The 19,327-nt window shown below is 69.9% G+C and carries 14 protein-coding genes; 9 read left to right on the top strand and 5 right to left on the bottom strand.

Annotated features, from left to right (window positions below; genetic code table 11):
* Positions 1-6 precede the first annotated feature (6 nt).
* The 5 genes from ligA to AB0E69_RS28190 are packed head-to-tail and all read right to left on the bottom strand — an operon-like array spanning position 7 to position 6,078.
* Positions 7-2,085 carry an NAD-dependent DNA ligase LigA gene (gene ligA, locus AB0E69_RS28210; RefSeq protein ID WP_360152450.1) on the bottom strand — a complete coding sequence of 693 codons (2,079 nt, stop codon included), beginning with the start codon at positions 2,083-2,085 and terminating at the stop codon, positions 7-9.
* Positions 2,086-2,120: 35 nt separating this feature from the next.
* Positions 2,121-3,089, bottom strand: a complete 969-nt coding sequence (locus tag AB0E69_RS28205; RefSeq protein ID WP_360152448.1) for a methionine synthase vitamin-B12 independent — start codon at positions 3,087-3,089, stop codon at positions 2,121-2,123.
* Complete coding sequence (gene mnmA, locus AB0E69_RS28200; protein ID WP_360152445.1) at positions 3,086-4,174, bottom strand: tRNA 2-thiouridine(34) synthase MnmA; 1,089 nt, start codon at positions 4,172-4,174, stop codon at positions 3,086-3,088. The genes AB0E69_RS28205 and mnmA overlap by 4 nt, the downstream gene beginning before the upstream one ends.
* Complete coding sequence (locus tag AB0E69_RS28195; RefSeq protein WP_360152442.1) at positions 4,174-5,376, bottom strand: cysteine desulfurase family protein; 1,203 nt, start codon at positions 5,374-5,376, stop codon at positions 4,174-4,176. The genes mnmA and AB0E69_RS28195 overlap by 1 nt, the downstream gene beginning before the upstream one ends.
* A gap of 60 nt (positions 5,377-5,436) precedes the next feature.
* Entirely contained in the window at positions 5,437-6,078 is a 642-nt protein-coding gene (locus tag AB0E69_RS28190) for a hypothetical protein (RefSeq protein ID WP_360152439.1), read from the bottom strand.
* Between the two features lie 104 nt (positions 6,079-6,182).
* On the opposite strand from AB0E69_RS28190, the gene AB0E69_RS28185 reads away from it, so the two are divergent.
* Genes AB0E69_RS28185 through menC form a run of 9 tightly spaced genes read left to right on the top strand, consistent with a single transcriptional unit; the run spans position 6,183 to position 19,315 of the window.
* The gene (locus AB0E69_RS28185; RefSeq protein ID WP_360152436.1) at positions 6,183-7,556 is read left to right on the top strand and encodes a serine hydrolase domain-containing protein; all 1,374 of its coding nucleotides are present in this window, start codon (positions 6,183-6,185) and stop codon (positions 7,554-7,556) included.
* A 9-nt stretch (positions 7,557-7,565) separates the two neighbouring features.
* Positions 7,566-9,152 carry an ABC transporter substrate-binding protein gene (locus AB0E69_RS28180; protein ID WP_360152433.1) on the top strand — a complete coding sequence of 529 codons (1,587 nt, stop codon included), beginning with the start codon at positions 7,566-7,568 and terminating at the stop codon, positions 9,150-9,152.
* Positions 9,149-10,129: an ABC transporter permease gene (locus AB0E69_RS28175; RefSeq protein ID WP_360152430.1), complete on the top strand. Its 981-nt coding sequence runs from the start codon at positions 9,149-9,151 to the stop codon at positions 10,127-10,129. The genes AB0E69_RS28180 and AB0E69_RS28175 overlap by 4 nt, the downstream gene beginning before the upstream one ends.
* On the top strand, positions 10,129-12,003 hold the full coding sequence (locus tag AB0E69_RS28170) for a dipeptide/oligopeptide/nickel ABC transporter permease/ATP-binding protein (protein ID WP_360152427.1): 1,875 nt from the start codon (positions 10,129-10,131) through the stop codon (positions 12,001-12,003). The genes AB0E69_RS28175 and AB0E69_RS28170 overlap by 1 nt, the downstream gene beginning before the upstream one ends.
* Positions 12,000-12,941, top strand: coding sequence for an ABC transporter ATP-binding protein (locus tag AB0E69_RS28165; RefSeq protein WP_360152424.1), 942 nt, complete (start codon positions 12,000-12,002; stop codon positions 12,939-12,941). The genes AB0E69_RS28170 and AB0E69_RS28165 overlap by 4 nt, the downstream gene beginning before the upstream one ends.
* Positions 12,938-16,255 (top strand): serine hydrolase, encoded by a 3,318-nt coding sequence (locus tag AB0E69_RS28160; RefSeq protein WP_360152422.1) that lies wholly within the window; start codon positions 12,938-12,940, stop codon positions 16,253-16,255. Before AB0E69_RS28165 ends, AB0E69_RS28160 begins: the two co-directional genes overlap by 4 nt.
* Positions 16,252-17,355: a M20 family metallopeptidase gene (locus tag AB0E69_RS28155; RefSeq protein WP_360152419.1), complete on the top strand. Its 1,104-nt coding sequence runs from the start codon at positions 16,252-16,254 to the stop codon at positions 17,353-17,355. The genes AB0E69_RS28160 and AB0E69_RS28155 overlap by 4 nt, the downstream gene beginning before the upstream one ends.
* Positions 17,352-18,221, top strand: a complete 870-nt coding sequence (locus AB0E69_RS28150; RefSeq protein WP_360152416.1) for a GNAT family N-acetyltransferase — start codon at positions 17,352-17,354, stop codon at positions 18,219-18,221. Before AB0E69_RS28155 ends, AB0E69_RS28150 begins: the two co-directional genes overlap by 4 nt.
* The gene (gene menC, locus AB0E69_RS28145; RefSeq protein ID WP_360152413.1) at positions 18,218-19,315 is read left to right on the top strand and encodes an o-succinylbenzoate synthase; all 1,098 of its coding nucleotides are present in this window, start codon (positions 18,218-18,220) and stop codon (positions 19,313-19,315) included. Before AB0E69_RS28150 ends, menC begins: the two co-directional genes overlap by 4 nt.
* The last annotated feature ends 12 nt before the right edge of the window (positions 19,316-19,327 follow it).

Below are 19,327 nucleotides of genomic sequence, written 5' to 3'. Positions count from 1 at the left end.
GGTGAGCTAGCTCTCGGGAGTCGCTACCGCGTCGGCGCCGCCGTCCAGCAGGGCGCGGAACTCGTCGGAGTTCAGGATCCGTACGCCGAGCTGCACCGCCTTGTCGTACTTCGACCCCGGCGAGTCCCCCACCACGACGTACGACGTCTTCTTCGACACCGATCCGGCGACCTTGCCGCCGCGCGCAACGATCGCCTCGGTGGCCTCGTCGCGGCTGAACCCCTCGACGGTCCCGGTGACGACAAGCGACAGCCCGGTCAGCGTCTGCGGCAAGGCCGGACCGGTGTGCTCCTGCCGCATCACGACCCCCGCGGCCTTCCACTTGTCCACGATCTCCTGGTGCCACGGCACCTGGAACCACTCGATCAGCGCCTGCGCGATGGTCGGGCCGACGCCCTCGGTCTCGGCCAGCTGCTCCTGGGTCGCGCCGCGGACGGCGTCGATGTCGTCGTACACCTCGGTCAGCGCCTCGGCGGCGGTCGGGCCGACGTGCCGGATGGAGAGCGCGACCAGGACGCGGCTGAGCTGCTGCGACTTGGCTTCCTCGAAGTTCGCGAGCAGCTTGCGCGCGTTCGCGGACAGGGCGCCGGACTTGGTGGTGAAGAACGGGTTGGCGACGAGGATCTCTTCGGTGAGGTCGAACAGGTCGCCCTCGTTCACGATCGAGCCGCCGCTGATCAGCGCGTCGGCGGCCTTGTAGCCGAGGCCCTCGATGTCGAATGCGGACCGGCCGGCGAGATAGAACAGCCGCTCCCGGATCTGCCCTTCGCAGAACTGCGAGTTCGGGCAGCGGATGTCGACGTCGGACTCCTTGGCCGGCGCCAGCTTGGTGTTGCACCACGGGCAGTGCGTCGGCATCTCCCAGGCCGGCAGGTCCGCCGGCCGCAGGTCCACCACGGGTCCGAGCACCTCGGGGATCACGTCGCCGGCCTTGCGCAGTACGACGGTGTCGCCCGGCCGCACGTCCTTGCGCGCGACCTCCTTGGCGTTGTGCAGCGTCGCGTACTCGACGATCGAGCCGGCCACGTGCACCGGCTCCAGGTGCGCGAACGGGGTGACCCGCCCGGTCCGGCCGACGTTGACCTGGATCTCGACCAGCTTGGTGTTGACCTCTTCCGGCGGGTACTTGAACGCGATCGCCCAGCGCGGCCAGCTCGCGGTGGACCCGAGCGCGCGCTGCAGGTCGACCTCGTCGACCTTCACCACGACGCCGTCGATCTCGTGGTCGACCGAGTGCCGGTTCTCGCCGTAGTACGCGATGAACTCGTTGACCTCGGCCAGCGTGCCGACCCGGCGGGCGCGGCCGCTGACCGGCAGGCCCCAGGCCTTGAGCTGCTCGTATGCGTCCGAGAGCCGGCCGACGCGGTACCCCTCGACCTTGCCGAGCCCGTGCACGACGAACCGCAGCGGGCGGCTCGCGGAGATTGCCGGATCCTTCTGGCGCAGCGACCCGGCCGCGCTGTTGCGCGGGTTGGAGAAGACGGCCTTGCCGGCCTCGGCCAGCTGCGCGTTCAGCTCCTCGAAGTCCTTGACCCGAAAGTAGACCTCGCCGCGGACCTCCAAGAACGACGGCACGTCGTCGCCGGTCAGCTCGTTGGGGATCGACTTGATCGTGCGGACGTTGGGCGTGACGTCCTCGCCGACCCGCCCGTCGCCGCGGGTGCCGCCGCTGACCAGCTTGCCGTTCTCGTACACGAGGTCGAGAGCGAGCCCGTCCACCTTGAGCTCGCAGATGAACCCGCTGTCGTGGATCTGCTGGACGGTCACCTCGCGCTCAAGCCGCTTGGCCCACGCCTCCATCTGCTCGGCGGAGAACGCGTTGTCGAGGCTCTCCATCCGCATCGGGTGCTGGAGCGGCGCGAACAACGTGGAGACCGGGGCGCCGACCTTCTGCGTCGGCGAGTCCGGCGTGCGCAGCTCGGGGTACTGCTCCTCGATCCCCTGCAGCTCGTGCATCAGCGTGTCGAACTCGGCGTCGGAGATGATCGGGCTGGCCAGGTAGTACCGCGCCCGGTGGTCCTCGATCTCCTGGCTCAGCGCCGCGTGCCGCGTCCGCACCTCGGCCGGCGCAATCTCCTCGCTCATACGCCGAATTTACCGTGCGGCACCGACGTTTTGGCTCAGGCTTCGGCGGCCTCGCCCACGACCTCCACGATTCGCTGCAGCAGCTTGAGCCGCGCTCTGGCGTCCGCCGGTGACGGAGCGGAGGCGAGCCCGCAGGCAGGAGTGATCACGACCTGCTTCATCAGCTCCGGGTCCAGGCCGAGCTCACGCCAGCGACGGATCAGCGGCTCGGCGGCGACTGCTGCGTCTGGCACGGCGCCGGTCGTCGGCACCAGGCCGGCGTACAGCGTCGTACCGGCCTCGGCAGCTATCGCTATCTGGTCCCAGGCCGCGTGAGTAAGCAGCGAGACGTCTACGGCTACTCCTGACGCGCCGGCCTTGGTGAAGACCTCTATGGGCGGACGGGCCGCGCAGCAGTGGTAGACAGCGGTCGGGAACGGACTCAGCAGCTCTACTGCGCCGGGACCGTCGACCGACCGGTGCTTGCTCCAGCCAGACGCCGTCGGCACGGCTCCAGCGAGCACTGCGGGCAGCCCGGGCTCGTCGAGCTGCAGCACGACGTCAGCTCCCGGCACACGCTTCCGCACCTCGGCAAGGTGCTGCAGTACGCCGTCCGCCAGCGCCTGCGCCAGATCGCGCCGCGCACCGTGGTCAGCCAGCACCTTGTCCCCGCGTGGCCGCTCCAGGGTGGCAGCCAGCGTCCACGGACCGGTGACCTGCACCTTCAGCGGACCTGTGTACCCGTCGGCGTACTCCTCCAGGACGTCCAGGTCCTCCTGCAGCAACGCTCGCGCCCGGCGCTGGTCCAGACTCGCTCGCGCGTCACCACCACCGGTGAGCCGCCACCCGGCCGGCTGCAGGTCAGCAGCCAGCTCGGTCAGTACGGCGACGCTCCGGCTCAGCATGTCGCCGTACGGACGCGCCGGAAGCTCCGGCAGGAACGGGATGTCGACCAGATCGAGTACTGCGTGGATCCACTCGCGGATGTCGTCGCCGGGGAGCGAGCCGAGGCCCGTGGTCGTCATACGGCGGCGCTGACGCGCTGGACGGAGTCGATGGTCGCGGAGCCGATCACCCGGGTGCCGTCGTACAGCACCACTGCTTGCCCGGGCGCGACAGCCGACGTCGGCTCGGTGAAGTCGACCTGGACCTGATCGCCGTCCAGCAACGCCGTGACCGGGACCTCGTCACCATGGGCTCGCAGCTGGGCCTTCGCAACGACGCGATCGGTTGGCGCCGACCCGCACCAGCGGGGCTTCGAGGCGGTCAGGCGCTCGACCGCGAGCTCCTCGCGGGAGCCGACGGTGACCGTGCGGTCGACCGGGCTGATGTCGAGGACGAAGCGCGGCTTGCCGTCCGCGGCCGGCGTACCGATCCGGAGGCCCTTGCGCTGGCCGATGGTGAACCCGTGGGTGCCCTTGTGCTCGCCGAGCTTGTTGCCCTGCGCATCGACGATGTCACCCGGCGTCTCGCCGAGATGGCCGCTGAGGAAGCCCGGAGTGTTGCCATCGGCAATGAAGCAGATGTCGTGGCTGTCCGGCTTGGCCGCGACCGACAGCCCGCGCCGCTCGGCCTCCTCGCGCACCTCGGTCTTCACCGTGTCGCCGAGCGGGAAGAACGCGTGCTTGAGCTGCTCCTGCGTCAGGACGCCCAGCACGTACGACTGGTCCTTGGCCGGATCGACGGCGCGGTGGAGCTCCCGACCTGCTGGGGTGTCGACGATCCGCGCGTAGTGCCCGGTCGCGACCGCGTCGAAGCCGAGGGCGAGGGCGCGATCGAGGACCGCGCTGAACTTGACCTTCTCGTTGCAGCGCAGGCACGGGTTCGGCGTGCGGCCGGCGGCGTACTCGTTGACGAAGTCCTCGACCACGTCCGCGTGGAAACGCTCGGCCAGGTCCCAGACGTAGAACGGGATGCCGATCACGTCCGCGGCCCGGCGGGCGTCGCGGGAGTCCTCGATCGTGCAGCAGCCGCGGGCGCCGGTGCGATACGACTGCGGGTTCCGGCTGAGCGCCAGGTGCACACCGGTCACGTCGTGCCCGGCCTCGGCCATCCGCGCCGCCGCGACCGCGGAGTCGACTCCGCCGGACATGGCTGCGAGTACCCGCATCAGTTGTTCCTTCCCACGTTCTGCAGTCCGGCCGACTTGGCCCGCTCGACCACCGGTCCGATGTTCTCCAGTACGGCGTCGATGTCGGCGCGCGTGCTCGTGTGCCCGAGGGTGAACCGGAGCGAGCCGCGGGCCCGCTGGTCGTCGTACCCCATTGCGAGCAGCACGTGGCTGGGCTCGGCGACCCCGGCGTTGCACGCGGACCCGGTGGACACCTCGATCCCGCGTGCGTCGAGCAGCAGCAACAGCGAGTCACCCTCGCAGTCGCTGAAGGACAAGTGTGCGTTACCGGGCAAGCGGCCGATCGGGTCCCCCGACAGCAGCGCACCGTCGACCGTGCTGGTGATGCCGTCGACCAGGGCGTCCCGCAGCTCGGTCAGGCGGCGGCGCTCGTCCGGCTGGTGCTTGATCGCGTGCTCGATCGCGACCGCGAACCCGGCCGTCGCGGGCGTGTCCAGCGTGCCCGAGCGGACGTCCCGCTCCTGACCGCCGCCGTGCAGGATCGGGGTCAGCTTGGTCTCCTTGTGCACGACCAGCGCGCCGACGCCGTACGGGCCGCCGAGCTTGTGGGCGGACACGGTCATCGCGTCGACGCCCAGCTCAGCGAAGTCCACCGGGACCTGCCCGACCGCCTGGACCGCGTCGGTGTGCACGGGTACGCCGTACTCCGCGGCGATCGCCGCGACCTCGCGGACCGGCTGCAGCGTGCCGACCTCGTTGTTCGCCATCATCAACGTGACGAAGGACACGGACGCCGGATCGCTCTCGATCGCCGCGCGGACGTCGTCGGGGCGCACGCGGCCGAGCTCGTCGACCGGGAGCCAGACGATCTCGGCGCCCTCGTGCTGGGCCAGCCACACGGCCGGGTCGAGGACGGCGTGGTGCTCGATGCCGCTCAGCAGAACGCGACGGCGGCGCGGGTCCTCGGCCAGCCGGGACCACCACAGACCCTTCAGCGCCAGGTTGTCCGCCTCGGTCCCGCCGGACGTGAACACGACCTCGCTCGGCTGCGCACCGAGCACCGCGGCGATCGTCTCCCGCGACTCCTCCACCGTCCGCCGGGCGGCCCGTCCGGAGCCGTGCAGGGACGACGCATTGCCGGTGCGCGCGAGGTGATAGGTCATCGCCTCGATCGCAGCCGGAAGCATCGGGGTCGTCGCCGCGTGGTCCAGGTACACCGTGCGACGGGCAGAAGTAGGCATATCGGTTTCAAGAGTATGTCCGGCACCGTTGTTCCCGCTTATCGGGATTCACCTGGGGCCCTAGCTGAGACGCTGAGCCCAGGCGTGACCGGGGTGCAGATGCTCGACCATCTCGGCCAGCCAGCGGCGCTGGGTGTCGCTGAGGAGTGGCAGCGCGGCGGCGAGGTCTGTCTCATCCTTCGGACGCGCCTGCTTGGCCTTGTAGGCGAGGGCGAGCTCGGGGTTGAGGTAGCGGATGCCGTCCGGTGATACCCAGGTGATGTCGTCGAGGGCGTAATCCAGGCTCGGGTCCCGGCGGAAGACCCACCGGCCGTCGCGGTCCGGGTTGACGACCACGTCGAACTCCCAGGCCGACAAGGCGTGCTGCCGGAGCCAGATCTGGTCGGCCTCGTCGGGCTGGTCCGGCCGCTCGTCAGTGAGCGGCTTGAGGCGGCCGGCGGCGATCGACCACAGGTCGTAGCTGCCCTTCAGGTGCCGCCGGAGCCGCTCGATGTCGCGCCGCCAGAGGGACAGATCGACGTCCTCGTGCTCCCGCCGTACGCCGGTGAACGCCTCGATCGCCCAGCCACCAGCGATCCACCACTGACCGTCGTACCCGTCCAGGATGCGCTGGGCGTCGGCCGGGGTCGACTGCTTCCAGGGGCCGTAGAGCCGCTGGAAGGCGAGCTCTTCCGGGTCCAGACCTTCGGGGTACGAGTCCACCTGCCGATGATGGCAGACGCTCTTCGTCGGATCGAACGAAATCCGGCTGGTCCGTTGTGCACGGGGACGAATACCGGGTACGCCGGACCACCTAGCGTCTGACCATGGCGACCCTGCGCGAGATCGAGACGTGGCTACAAGACCGGCTGGCGGCGCTGCTCGCCGAGCATCAGGTCCCCGGTGCGGCTGTCGGCGTACTGCACGGCGGAACGACGATCGACCATGCGGCCGGCGTGCTGAGCCGGGCCACCGGTGTGGAGACGACGACCGAGTCGGTGTTCCAGATCGGTTCCATCACCAAGGTGTGGACGACCAGTCTGGTCATGCAGCTGGCGGACGAAGGCAAGCTGGACCTGGACCGGCCGGTGCGCTCGTACCTGCCCGAGTTCGTCATCGCGGACGAGACCGCGGCCGCAGCGATCACCACCCGGCAGCTACTCGACCACACGGCCGGTTTCGAGGGCGACATCTTCAACGAGACCGGCAAGGGTGACGATGCGGTCGAGAAGTTCGTCGCCACGCTGTCCGAGGTCACCCAGCTGTTCCCGCCCGGCGAGATGTTCTCCTACAACAACGCCGGCTTCGCGGTCCTCGGCCGCTTGGTCGAGGTACTGCGAGGTACGTCGTACGACGCCGCGCTGCGGGAGCACCTCTTCACGCCGCTCGGACTGGCCCATGCGGCAACCGATCCGTACGAGGCGATCCTGCATCGTGCCGCGGTCGGCCACATCCGCCCCGAGCCGGACGCGGAGCCGGTGCCGGCGCCGATGTGGGCGATGACGCGGGGCATGGCGCCGGCCGGTGCGATGCTTGCGCTCAGTGCCCGCGACCTGCTGGCCTTCGCCAAGCTGCACCTCGACGGCGGCGGGGACGTGCTCAGCGCGGCCAGTGTGCGGGCCATGCAGGAGCCGCAGGTGAAGCTCCCGGCGCTCGGCATGATGGGTGAGTCCTGGGGGCTCGGCTGGGAGCTGTTCGACTGGGACGGGACCCGGGTGATCGGCCACGACGGCGGGACGATCGGCCAGAGCGCATTCCTGCGTGTGGTTCCCGAGCACGGGCTGGCGGTGGCGTTGCTGACCAACGGTGGCGACACGGTCGAGGTCTACAAGGCCGTCTTCGACCACGTGATCCGGGAGCTGGCCGGGCTGGAGCTGCCGGCGCTGCCCAGTCCCCCTGCCGAGCCGGTGCCGGTGGACGTCGAGCGGATGCTCGGTACCTACAGCTGCGAGGTCATGGACGTCACGGTCCGCCGGGACCACGACGGGAAGCTCTGGCTCGACCAGACGATGAAGGGGATCCTCGCCGAGCTCGGTCCGAAGCCGGACCCGGTCGAGCTGGTCGGCCGTGCTGCGGACAGCCTGATCACGGTCAAGGTCGAGAACGGCGTACACCAGCCGTATGTCTTCGTCGGCGACGACGGCTCCGGCCATGCCCGCTACGTCCACAGCGGCCGGGCCATCCGCCGCGCCGACGCCTAGGAGACACCCATGCGATCTCTACTCCTGGCAGTACCTGCTCTAGCTGCTCTGCTGGCTCTCTCGGCCTGCAACTCGGGTGAGCAGCCGGCCGGCGCCGGTCAGCCGGTCGAGGGCAAGACGATGACGATGGCGATCAGCGCGGACCCCGGCAACCTCGATCCGCAGTTCACCTCGCTGTCGGTCACCCAGCAGGTCGACTGGTTCCTGTACGACTCGCTGGTGGGGATCAGCCCGGACGGCAAGCAGGTCCGGGGGCTGGCCGACAAGTTCGAGGGCAACAGCACCACGGCGAAGTACACGCTGCGCAAGGGCGTCACCTGTGCGGACGGGAGCTCGCTGACCGCGACCACGGTCGCGGACAACATCAACTTCGTCGGCAACCCGGCCAACAAGTCCACCCGGATCGGTGTCTTCGTTCCGGCGGGCGCGAAGGCCACGGCGGACGACGCCGCCGGCACGGTGACCGTGACCGCGGCGGCACCGGACGCCTTCCTCGTCCGCAACGTCGGTGGCCTGCACATCGTGTGTGCGAAGGGGATGAAGGACCGCAGCATCCTCAAGCAGGCGTCGGACGGCACCGGTATGTATACGGTCGCGGAGGCCGTGCCGGGCGACCACTACACCCTCAGCCGGCGCAAGGAGTACGCCTGGGGTCCCGGTGACTTCAAGCAGGACCAGTCCGGCCTGCCGGACAAGGTGGTCCTGAAGGTGGTCAGCAACGAGACCACCGCCGCCAACCTGCTGCTGTCGGGCCAGGTGAACATCACCGCCATCGCCGGACCGGACAAGCAGCGGCTGCAGGCCCAGAAGACCTTCCAGCGCGAGGCTGGAACGCCCCTGGGCGAGCTGTGGTTCAACCAGAAGGCTGGTCTGCCGACGGCAGACGTCGCGGTGCGCAAGGCGCTCACCGAGGCCCTCGACCTGGCTCAACTCGGCAAGGTGATCACCGGTGGCACCGGAGCTCCGACGACACGGCTGGTGGCGCCTGGCATGGGACCGTGCTCCGACGACACGGTCACTGGCAACCTGCCCGGCCACGACCTCGACGCAGCGAAGGCAGCGCTCGATGCGGCCGGCTGGAAGGCCGGTGCGGGTGGCGTGCGGGAGAGGGCCGGTACCAAGCTGTCGCTGGTCTTCTACTACCCGACGAGCCTCGGTCCGACGCTGCAGTCCGGTGCGGAGCTGCTGCAGAAGGCCTGGAGCGAGCTGGGCGTGGACGTGTCGCTGAAGGCAGTGTCGACTGCTGAGATCAGCACGGTCGTGCTCGCCGGACAGGGCACGTGGCATGCCGGTCTGATCCCGCTGACGGTCTCCCTGCCCAGCCAGCTGGTCAGCTTCCTCTCCGGCACCGGTCCGCCGAACGGCAGCAACTTCTCCTCGATCAAGAACCCGGAGTACGACGCTGCGGTCCGCAAGGCCGCGGCCATCCCGGGGGCCGACGGCTGCGGCGAGTGGGCGAACGCGGAGCGGGCTCTGTTCAAGCAGGTCAACCTGGTGCCGTTCGTCAACGCCACCGTGCCGATCTTCGGCAAGGGCGCCACCTTCGACCTCACCGAAGGCAGCGTCATGCCGTCGTCGGTCCGGATGCTCGGGTGAGCAGCGCTGTCAGCGCTGCTGACTTCACCGAGCACCCGTGGCTAGGCTTCGCGCTGCGTCGCCTCGGCCGGTTGATCGGGTCGCTGTTCGTGCTGGTCAGTGCGGCGTTCCTGATGATCCACCTGATCCCCGGTGACCCGGTCCGGTCTGCTCTCGGACCAGCTGCCGCACAGAGCCTCGTCAACGCCCAGCGTGCCTCGCTGGGCCTCGACGACCCGCTCTGGCAGCAGTACGTGAGGTTCCTCCAGCACCTGTTCACCGGGAACCTCGGTACGTCGATCACGACTGGGCTGCCGGTGTCCGACGTCATCAAGGACCGGCTGCCCGCGACGGTCGAGCTGGCCGTCGCTGCGTTCCTGGTCGCCGTACTGATCGCGCTGCCGCTCGGCCTTGCGATGGGCGTGCTGACACGTGCAGGGCGTCGGCCGCGGACCGAGCTGGGCTTCACGTCGACCGCCGTCGTGCTGGCTGCGATTCCGGAGTTCCTGCTGGCGGTCGGGCTGGTTTACGTGTTCGCGGTGTCGCTGCACTGGTTCCCGGTGGCAGGTCGCGGCAGCGTCGCGTCGTACGTGCTGCCAGTGCTGTCGCTGGCGATCGGACCCGCGGCTGTGCTGGCGCGCATCTGCCGCGTGGAGCTGCTGGCTGTGCTGCAGACGGACTACCTGCGGACGGCGCGTGCCAAGCGGCTACCTGCGGTCAAGGTGTACCTGCGGCACGCCCTGCCCAACGCGGTGACCGCCACGATCACGCTAGGCGGCCTGCTGCTCGGCGGGATGGTCGCCGGGACCGTACTGGTCGAGAACGTCTTCGGCTGGCCCGGACTCGGCAGCACGATCGTGTCGTCGATCATCGCGAAGGACTACCCGGTGGTGCAGGGCGTGGTGCTCGTGTACGGCGTCGGCGTACTGCTGGTGAACCTGGCCGTCGACATCACGCTGGCCATGCTCGATCCCCGCTCCACGATCCGGGAGAGCTGATGCGGACTCGATGGCTCGCCGTACTGCGCAGCCCGGTCGGTGTGGGCGCCGGGCTGCTGCTGCTCGGCGTACTGCTGCTCGCCGCGCTCGCTCCGGTCCTCTGGTCGCACCAGGCCAGTGCTATCGACACCGACCACCTGCTGCAGGGGTCGTCGCCCGGGCACTGGCTCGGTACGGACAACCTCGGCCGGGACATCTTCTTCCGCGTGCTGGTGGCATCGCGTACGTCGATCGTGTTGGCGCTGCTCGCGACGGCGATCGCAGTGGTCACCGGACTCGCGCTGGGATGCGCACCGGCGATCCTGGGCCGGCGAGGTGGGCGGCTGGCGACGACCGTGGTCAACATCGCGGTCGCCTTCCCCGGCCTGCTGCTGGCGCTGTTCTTCGCGGTGGTCTTCGGTGTGGGCGCGAAGGGGGCCGTACTGGCCATCGGCTTCGCCGGCGCGCCATCGTTTGCCCGGCTGACACAGACGCTGGTCGCCGGGGTTGCAGAGCGGGACTACATCGCGGCCGCGCGCATTGCCGGTGTCGGCCGGTTCCGGATGCTGGTGCGGCACATCCTGCCGAACATTGCCGAGCCGCTGGTGGTCAACGCGACCATAGGGGCCGGTGGCACGTTGCTGGCCTTCGCCGGCCTCTCGTTCATCGGTCTCGGCGTGCAGCCGCCGGCCTACGACTGGGGACGGATGCTGGGCGAGAGCCTGAGCGGTATCTACGTGCACCCAGCGGCGGCGATGGCACCTGGCGTCGCTGTGATCGTGGCCGGGCTGGCGTTCAACCTCTTCGGCGAGGCAGTGGCCAAGGGGCTCGGCGTACCCGTGCCGCGGGCGCGCTGGTCCTGGCCGGCGGCGGAGACCGCGCCGGCAAAGGACGTCGACGATGAAACGGTGCTCGTGGTGGAGGACCTCCACGTCAGCTTCCCCGGCCCGATCACACCGGTCCGCGGGGTCAGCTTCACGATTCGCCGTGGCGAGATCGTCGGCGTCGTCGGTGAGTCCGGCTCCGGCAAGAGCCTCACCGCGCTGGCCGTGGCCCAGTTGCTCGAGCCACCGGCACAGGTGACCGCCCGCGAGCTCTCGTTCCTCGGTGCGCCGTTGCTGGGCCACCTGGCGGTCCGGAGTACGGCGGCGATCCGGCGGCGGCTCCTGGGTACGTCGTTCGCGATGGTGTTCCAGGACCCGATGACGTCGTTCAACCCGACCAAGCGGATCGGCGTACAGCTGGCCGAAGGCGCGCGTGAGCACCAGGGCCTGACGCGCCGGGCCGCTCTGGCGCGGGCGGTCGACCGGCTGCGAGCGGTCCGGGTACCGGCGGCGGAGCGTCGTGCGCACCAGTACCCGCACGAGTTCTCCGGCGGCATGCGGCAGCGGGCGATGATCGGTATGGGGCTGATGGCCACGCCCGCACTGATCGTCGCCGACGAACCGACCACAGCCCTCGACGTGACGGTCCAGCGACAGGTACTGCGTTTGCTCGAGACCATTCGTACCGAGGACGAGGTGGCAGTGCTGCTGATCAGCCACGACATCAGCGTGGTCAGGCAGATCTGCGACCGGGTGCTGGTGATGTACGCCGGGCGCATCGTCGAGGACCTGCCTGCGCCGGAGCTCTCCAGCGGAGCGCAGCATCCGTACACGCGGGCGTTGCTGGCCGCCGTACCCGATCTCGACACCGCGCTGGACGAGCCGCTGGCGGTCATCCCCGGGCGACCGGTGGATCCGGCGCGGCTGCCGGCGGGGTGTGCGTTCGCGGACCGGTGCTCGTTCGCGTCGGACCGGTGCCGGGACGAGGACCCGCCACTGGTCGGCCAGGTGGCTTGTTGGCATCCGCAGCAGACTGTGGACACACCGGCGTACCGGACGGGGCAGCGATGAGCGAACTGCGTTTCGACGAGGTGACGGTCCGGTTCGGCCGGCTGACCGCGGTCGACGGGGTCTCCCTGGTCGTGCCGTCGGGCCAGGTGGTCGGGCTGGTCGGCGAGTCGGGCTCGGGCAAGTCGACGCTGGCGCGGGCGGCCGTCGGGCTGGCCGAGCCGGCGGGCGGGCAGATCCTCTTGGACGGAGTCCCGCTGCGCTCGCGGCGGCTGCTGCAGATGGTGTTCCAGGATCCGTACTCCTCACTCGATCCACGGATGACCGTCGGCGACTCGATCGCCGAAGCAATGCCCAAGGGGACCACGCAGCGGCGGCAGGAGGTGGTCCGGTTGCTCGAGCTGGTCGGACTGGACGCCGACCGGGCGTCGGCGTACCCGGCTGCCTTGTCCGGTGGCCAGCGCCAGCGAGTGGCGATCGCCAGGGCGCTGGCGGGTCAGCCGAAGGTGCTGATCGCCGACGAGATCACGTCCGCGCTCGACGTCTCGATCCAGGGCACGGTGCTGAACCTCGTCCGGCAGCTGCAGCGTGAACTGCGGCTGTCGATGCTGTTCATCTCGCACAACCTGGCCGTCGTGCGGTACGTGAGCGACATCGTGGCCGTCATGTACCTGGGCCGGATCGTCGAGGCCGGACCTGCCCACGACGTTCTGACCAACCCGCAGCACCCGTACACCAAGGAACTGCTGGCCGCGGCCGGAGGCTCGACGGGCCTGCAGCTGATTGAGGACGCTGAGCCGGCCGACCCGCACCATCCACCGGCCGGGTGCCACTTCCACCCGAGGTGCCCGATCGGTCCGCTCATCCGCACGGACCGCGAGCACTGCCGCACCACCGACCCCGCCACCGAGGCCGAGCACCGTCTGCACCGCGCCGCCTGCCACCACGCAGCCGGTGCGCTCCGGGCGGTCGACTCCAAACTCAAGGAGAACTCCCTGTGACCCGAAGTCTGCGCATCGACGACCTGACCGAGCTGGCAGTTCCCGAGCAGCCGGCCCTCGCACCGGACCGCACGCAGGTCGCGTACGTCCTGCGCACCACCGACGCGAAGGCCGACAAGACGCTGCGCAACCTGTGGCGCGTCCCCGCCTCCGGTGGCACACCGCAGCAGCTGACGCGTGGCGACGCGGACATGGCACCGGTCTGGTCGCCCGACGGGTCTCAGCTGGCGTTCCTGCGGGCAAAGGACGGTCCGGCGCAGGTGTGGGTGCTGCCGGCGTCCGGCGGTGAGCCGATGCAGCTCACCAAGCTCCCGCTCGGTGCCGGTACGCCGACGTGGAGTCCGGACGGCAAGCGCATCGCCTTCGCGGCACCGGTCGACATAGCCCCGGTCGAGAAGGGCGAGACGGCGCCGATCGTCACCGAACGGCTGGACTACCAGGCCGACGGCGCCGGCTGGCTCCGGACGATCCGCAACCACGTGCACATCATCGACGTAGCCGACCAGAAGGTCCGCCAGGCCACCGAGGGCGACTGGCACGCAGGTGACCCGGCTTGGTCGCCGGACGGGCTGCAGTTGGCCTTCGGCGCCGCTACGGCGCCCGATGCCGATCTCGCCCCAACCGCACCCGCCTACGTACTCGACGCGACCGACCCGAAGGCGAAGCCGCAGTTGGCCGGTCTGGCTGAGGGACTGGCCGGCCCGATGTCCTGGACCGCCGACGGCAAAGCCCTGCTGATCGTTGGGCAGCCCGCTGGTCCGGTCGGGCACGCCGGTCTCCTGCGACTCACGCTGGACGGCGGCGAGGTGACCAACCTGGCCGCACCACTCGACCGCAACGTGATGGCCGGCGGTCCTGGCTACCCGGGCGCGGTGCCGGCGCTGATCGACGACGACCGCAGTGTCCTCTTCGCGGTCCGGGACCGCGGGTACAGCCACCTCTACTCGGTCCCGGTGGCGGGCGGCACCCCACAGCACGTGCTGGGCGCCGCAGGCGAGCTGGTGTCCGGTCTGTCCGTCGCTGGTGGAGTCGCCGTGGTCGTACTGAGCACGCCGACGTCGTTCGGCGAGATCGTGACGGTCGACCTGGCAACCGGGGCCAGCTCCAGGTTGACGTCGTACGGTGATGAAGAGCTGGAGCAGTTCGTCCGGGTCGAGCGTGAGTTCACGATCTCCGACGGGACCGTGGTGGCCGGCTGGCTGATGCGCGACCCGGCCGCTGAGGAGCCGCAGCCGCTGCTGCTCGACATCCACGGTGGTCCGCACAACGCCTGGACCGGCGCTGCCGACGAGGTACACCTGTACCACCAGGAGCTGGTCGCCCGCGGCTGGACCGTGCTCCTGCTCAACCCGCGCGGCAGCGACGGGTACGGCGAGAAGTTCTTCAACGCAGCCCTCGGTCACTGGGGTACGGCGGACGCGGCTGACTTCCTGGAGCCTCTCGACGAACTGGTTGCCGAGGGCATCGCCGACCCGGACCGGCTGGCCGTGGCGGGCTACAGCTACGGCGGCTTCATGACGTGCTACCTGACCAGCCGCAGCGACCGGTTCGCGGCAGCGGTAACCGGTGGCGTGGTCAGCGACCTGACGAGCATGGCAGGTACGTCGGACATGGGTCACTTCCTCGACGTGTACGAGCTGAACGGCACCGACGACTACAGCGCGATGTCGCCGTACGCCGAGGTCTCGCAGGTCGCGACGCCCACGCTGATCCTGCAGGGCGACGCCGACGTACGCTGCCCGGTCGGACAGGCACAGCAGTGGCACACCGCGCTGCGGGAGAACGGCGTACCGACTCGGCTGGTGCTGTACCCGGACGCGAGCCACCTGTTCATCCTGGACGGGCGACCGTCGCACCGGCTCGACTTCAACCGCCGCATCCTCGATTGGGTCGAGCAGTACGCCGGTGACGCCCGAGGTACGCGCCGGGCGCGGATCGACGCTGCGCACTGGCAACGCCGGCTGACCACGCTGGCCGAGCGGCACGGCGTACCGGGTGCCACGCTGGGCATTCTGCGGGTGCGGCCGGGTGCTGACGACGAGCTGGTGTCGGCAGCGACCGGCGTACTCAACAAGAACACCGGTGTGGCGGTGACCGCTGACTCGCTGTTCCAGATCGGGTCGATGTCGAAGGTCTGGACGGCGACGCTCGCGCTGCAACTGGTCGACGAGGGTCTGCTCGATCTGGACGCGCCGATCAGCCAGGTGCTGCCCGAGCTGCAGCTGGGCGACCCTGATGTCGCGAAGCAGGTGACGATGCGGCACCTGCTCACGCACACCAGCGGCATCGACGGCGACGTCTTCACCGACACGGGTCGTGGTGACGACTGCCTGGAGAAGTACACCGAGCTGCTCGCAGAGGTGGCACAGAACCATCCGCTGGGCGCCACGTGGTCCTACTGCAACTCCGGCTTCGTGCTGGCTGGCCGGGTGATCGAGAAGCTCACCGGAGGCACCTGGGACAAGGCTCTGCGGGACAGGCTGATCACACCGCTCGGCCTGAAGCACACGGTGACGTTGCCGGAGGAGGCGCTGTTGCACCTGGCGGCCGTCGGGCACGTGGGTGAAGGTGAGCCAGAGGTCGCACCGGTGTGGGGCCTCCCCCGCTCTGTCGGACCAGCCGGGCTGATCACGTCGACAGCGGCGGACGCGCTAGCGTTCGCGCGGCTGCACCTGAACGGCGGCAAGGCCCCGGACGGTACGCAACTGCTCAGCGCCGAGTCCGTGACCGCAATGGCGGCCCAGCATGCCGAGCTGCCCGACAAGTACTCGCTGGGCGACTCCTGGGGCCTCGGCTGGATCCGGTTCGGATGGAACGGCCGGCGGCTGATCGGGCACGACGGCAACACGATCGGTCAGGGCGCGTTCCTGCGGGTGCTGCCGGACGAGGGCCTCGCCGTCACCCTGCTGACTAACGGCGGCAATGCCCGCGACCTCTACGAGGACCTGTACCGGGAGATCTTCGCTTCGCTCGCCGATGTGGAGATGCCCGCGCCGCTGGAGCCACCGGCCGAGCCAGTGGAGGTCGACGCTCGCCGGCACGTCGGCCGGTACGAGCGGGCCAGCGTGCAGGAGGAGGTCTTCATGGACGACGACGGTCCGGTGCTGCGCACGACGATCACCGGTCCGCTGGCCGAGCTGCTGCCGGAACCGACCCAGGAGCACCGGCTGATCCCTGTCGACACGTCCGGCGACCTGTATGTCACGCGGCAGCCCGGGTCGCTCACCTGGTCGCCGGTGACGTTCTACTCGCTGCCGACCGGTGAGAAGTACCTGCACACCGGAGTACGGGCTACACCAAAGGTGGGCGGATGATCTCCGTCCAGTTGCCGCAGCTGCTCGCGGACCTCGAGGAGCTGGTGACTTGTGAGTCGCCGTCGGCGGATACCGCCGCGGTGGCTCGCAGCGCCGACCTCGTCGCGCGGCTGGGGACGGAGCGGCTCGGTAGCGCACCGGAGTACGTCGTGGTGGACGGCTGGACGCACCTGCGCTGGCGGCTGGGTGACGGGCCGCGCCGGGTGCTCGTGCTGGCGCATCACGACACGGTGTGGCCATTGGGCTCACTGGAGACGCATCCGTTCGGTATCGAAGACGGCGTACTGCGTGGTCCTGGGTGCTTCGACATGAAGGCCGGACTGGTGATGGCGCTGCACGCTCTTGCCGCGCCGCCGTCGGCGAGTGTGACGTTGCTGGTGACCGGAGACGAAGAGCTGGGGTCGCCATCGTCGCGCACGTTGATCGAGAGCGAGGCGGCTGACTGCTCGGCCGCGCTGGTGCTGGAGGCGTCGGCCGACCACGGTGCGTTGAAGCTGGCTCGCAAGGGCGTGTCGAGCTACGAGGTCCGGATCACCGGGCGGGCTGCTCATGCAGGGCTGGAGCCGTCGCGGGGCATCAATGCGTCGGTCGAGGCGGCCCATCAGGTGCTTGCCGTCAGCAACCTCGGAGACGCCGAGCTGGAGACGACGGTGACGCCGTCGGTGCTGACGTCAGGCACCACGCGGAACACTGTGCCCGCGGCGGCGTCGTTCTTCGTCGACGGCCGGGCGTGGACGGTCGACGAGCAACTCCGGGTCGACGCGGCGATGCAAGCATTGCGTCCGGTGCTGCCTGGCAGCTCGGTAGAGGTCCTGGGCGGCCTGAACCGACCGCCGCTGGAGCGGAAGATGTCCGAGGACCTCTACCGGCGGGCTGAGAGGGTGGCGGCCGAGCTGGGCCTCGAGCCGCTGCGTTCGGTTGCTGTCGGCGGCGCCTCCGACGGCAACTTCACGGCCGGGATGGGTACGCCGACGCTGGACGGCCTGGGCGCAGTCGGCGGCGGTGCGCATGCTGACGACGAGCACGTCCTGGTGACCGAGCTCGCACCGCGCACCGCCCTGCTGGCCGCGTTGATCACCGACCTACTGGACAACCCATGACCACGCTCGATCTCGGTCCGTCGATCGCCGCGGCCGCGCGAGCGGGTGCGGCCGCAGCCGACGCGGCCGGGGTCGAACTGCGGGAGCTGCGGGAGCTGGCCGAACTCGATCAGGTCTACCGGCTGTACGACTCGATCTGGCGACCGGACCCCAAGAACCCGCCGGTCACGACAGAGCTCCTGCGGGCACTGACGAAGGCCGGCAACTACGTCGGCGGGGCGTACGACGGCGACGAACTGGTCGGGGCCTGCGTGGGCTTCTTCTCGGCGCCCGCCGAGGTGGCGATGCACAGCCACGTCGCCGGGGTATCGGGGCTGGCCCGCGGCCGGAACGTCGGCTTTGCCCTCAAACTGCATCAGCGCACGTGGGCGATGCAGCGCGGCGTGTCGACGATCTCGTGGACGTTCGACCCGCTGGTCCGGCGGAACGCATACTTCAACGTCGTGAAGCTGGCCGCGCAGCCGGCGGAGTACCTGCGCAACTTCTACGGGGACATGCGGGACGGGATCAACTCCGGTGACGACACCGACCGGTTACTGGTCCGGTGGGAGCTCGGTGCGCCGGCGGTCGCGTCCGCGGCGGCTCGGCACCCAATGCCCGCGCGAGCCGATCAGATGCCAGCAGCAACGATCGGGCTCGCGTGCGGTACGGACGGGTCGCCGCGGGTGGGCTCGCTGGACGGCGCTCAGGTGCTGGTCGCCGTACCCGCCGATATCGAGCGCTTGCGGCGTACCGACCCAGCCGTGGCGAAAGCTTGGCGCGGGGCGTTGCGCGAGGTGCTGGGTGGGTTGCTCGCGGACGGTGCGCGGGTGACCGGGTTCGACCGGAACGGCTGGTACGTGCTCGAACGAGAGGGGTTGTCATGAAGCTGACCGGAGTCGAGCTGCGCCGGATCTCGATGCCGCTGGTGGCGCCGTTCCGGACCTCGTTCGGGACCGAGACGACTAGGGACGTGCTGCTGGTGCGGGCCGCCACTACAGACGCCGAGGGGTGGGGCGAGTGCGTCGCGATGACCGCGCCGCTGTACTCGTCGGAGTACGTCGATGCCGCGGCCGACGTACTCCGGCGGTTCCTGGTGCCGGCCGTGGCCTCGGTGTCCTCCGCGGTGCAGGTGGCTCCGGCGCTGGCGCGGTTCCACGGGCACCGGATGGCGAAGGCTGCACTGGAGACCGCCGTCCTCGATGCGGAGCTGCGGGCTTCCGGGGTGTCGTTCGCGCGCGAGCTGGGCGCTGTGCGGGAGGAGGTGCCGTGCGGGGTGTCGGTGGGCATCATGGACTCGATCGACGAGCTGCTGGACGCGGTGGGCGGGTATCTGGACGAGGGGTACGTGCGGATCAAGCTGAAGATCCAGCCCGGGTGGGACGTCGAGCCGGTGCGGGCGGTGCGGGAGCGGTTCGGCGACGTGCTGCTGCAGGTCGACGCCAACACGGCGTACACCGTGTCCGACGCGCGGCACCTGGCTCGGCTGGACCCCTTCGACCTGCTGCTGATCGAGCAACCGCTGGACGAGGAGGACGTGCTCGGGCATGCGGAGCTGGCCCGGCAGATCACCACTCCGGTCTGCTTGGACGAGTCGATCACGTCGGCGCGTGCTGCAGCTGCGGCCATCCGGCTGGGCGCCTGCTCGATCATCAACATCAAGCCTGGGCGGGTCGGTGGCTATCTGGAGGCTCGGCGCATCCATGACGTGTGCATCGCCAACGGCGTACCAGCCTGGTGTGGCGGGATGCTGGAGACGGGCATCGGCCGAGCCGCCAACGTGGCGCTGGCCGCACTGCCCGGCTGCACGCTGCCTGGCGACACGTCCGGGTCCAGCCGCTACTACCGCACCGACATCACGCCGCCGTTCACGCTGCGCTCCGGCCACCTGCCGGTGCCGACCGGGCCGGGTATCGGTGTCGACCCGATCGAATCCGAGCTGACCGCGGTCACCACAGGCACCGAGTGGCTGGCGCTCTAGTCCCGCCTGGTC

Origin of the sequence: Kribbella sp. NPDC026611 (assembly GCF_040638345.1) — a bacterium.
Classification (GTDB): Bacteria; Actinomycetota; Actinomycetes; order Propionibacteriales; family Kribbellaceae; genus Kribbella.
Note: the sequence above shows the minus strand (reverse complement) of the source record. Positions and strands in the feature narration are given on the sequence as shown.

Excerpts from the sequence above, each read along its gene's own strand:
- mnmA (WP_360152445.1), bottom strand. The coding sequence starts at position 4,174 with ATGCGGGTACTCGCAGCCATGTCCGGCGGAGTCGACTCCGCGGTCGCG.
- AB0E69_RS28155 (WP_360152419.1), top strand. The coding sequence starts at position 16,252 with ATGATCTCCGTCCAGTTGCCGCAGCTGCTCGCGGACCTCGAGGAGCTG.
- menC (WP_360152413.1), top strand. The coding sequence starts at position 18,218 with ATGAAGCTGACCGGAGTCGAGCTGCGCCGGATCTCGATGCCGCTGGTG.
- AB0E69_RS28205 (WP_360152448.1), bottom strand. The coding sequence starts at position 3,089 with ATGACGACCACGGGCCTCGGCTCGCTCCCCGGCGACGACATCCGCGAG.
- AB0E69_RS28185 (WP_360152436.1), top strand. The coding sequence starts at position 6,183 with ATGGCGACCCTGCGCGAGATCGAGACGTGGCTACAAGACCGGCTGGCG.
- ligA (WP_360152450.1), bottom strand. The coding sequence starts at position 2,085 with ATGAGCGAGGAGATTGCGCCGGCCGAGGTGCGGACGCGGCACGCGGCG.
- AB0E69_RS28170 (WP_360152427.1), top strand. The coding sequence starts at position 10,129 with ATGCGGACTCGATGGCTCGCCGTACTGCGCAGCCCGGTCGGTGTGGGC.
- AB0E69_RS28195 (WP_360152442.1), bottom strand. The coding sequence starts at position 5,376 with ATGCCTACTTCTGCCCGTCGCACGGTGTACCTGGACCACGCGGCGACG.
- AB0E69_RS28165 (WP_360152424.1), top strand. The coding sequence starts at position 12,000 with ATGAGCGAACTGCGTTTCGACGAGGTGACGGTCCGGTTCGGCCGGCTG.
- AB0E69_RS28150 (WP_360152416.1), top strand. The coding sequence starts at position 17,352 with ATGACCACGCTCGATCTCGGTCCGTCGATCGCCGCGGCCGCGCGAGCG.
- AB0E69_RS28180 (WP_360152433.1), top strand. The coding sequence starts at position 7,566 with ATGCGATCTCTACTCCTGGCAGTACCTGCTCTAGCTGCTCTGCTGGCT.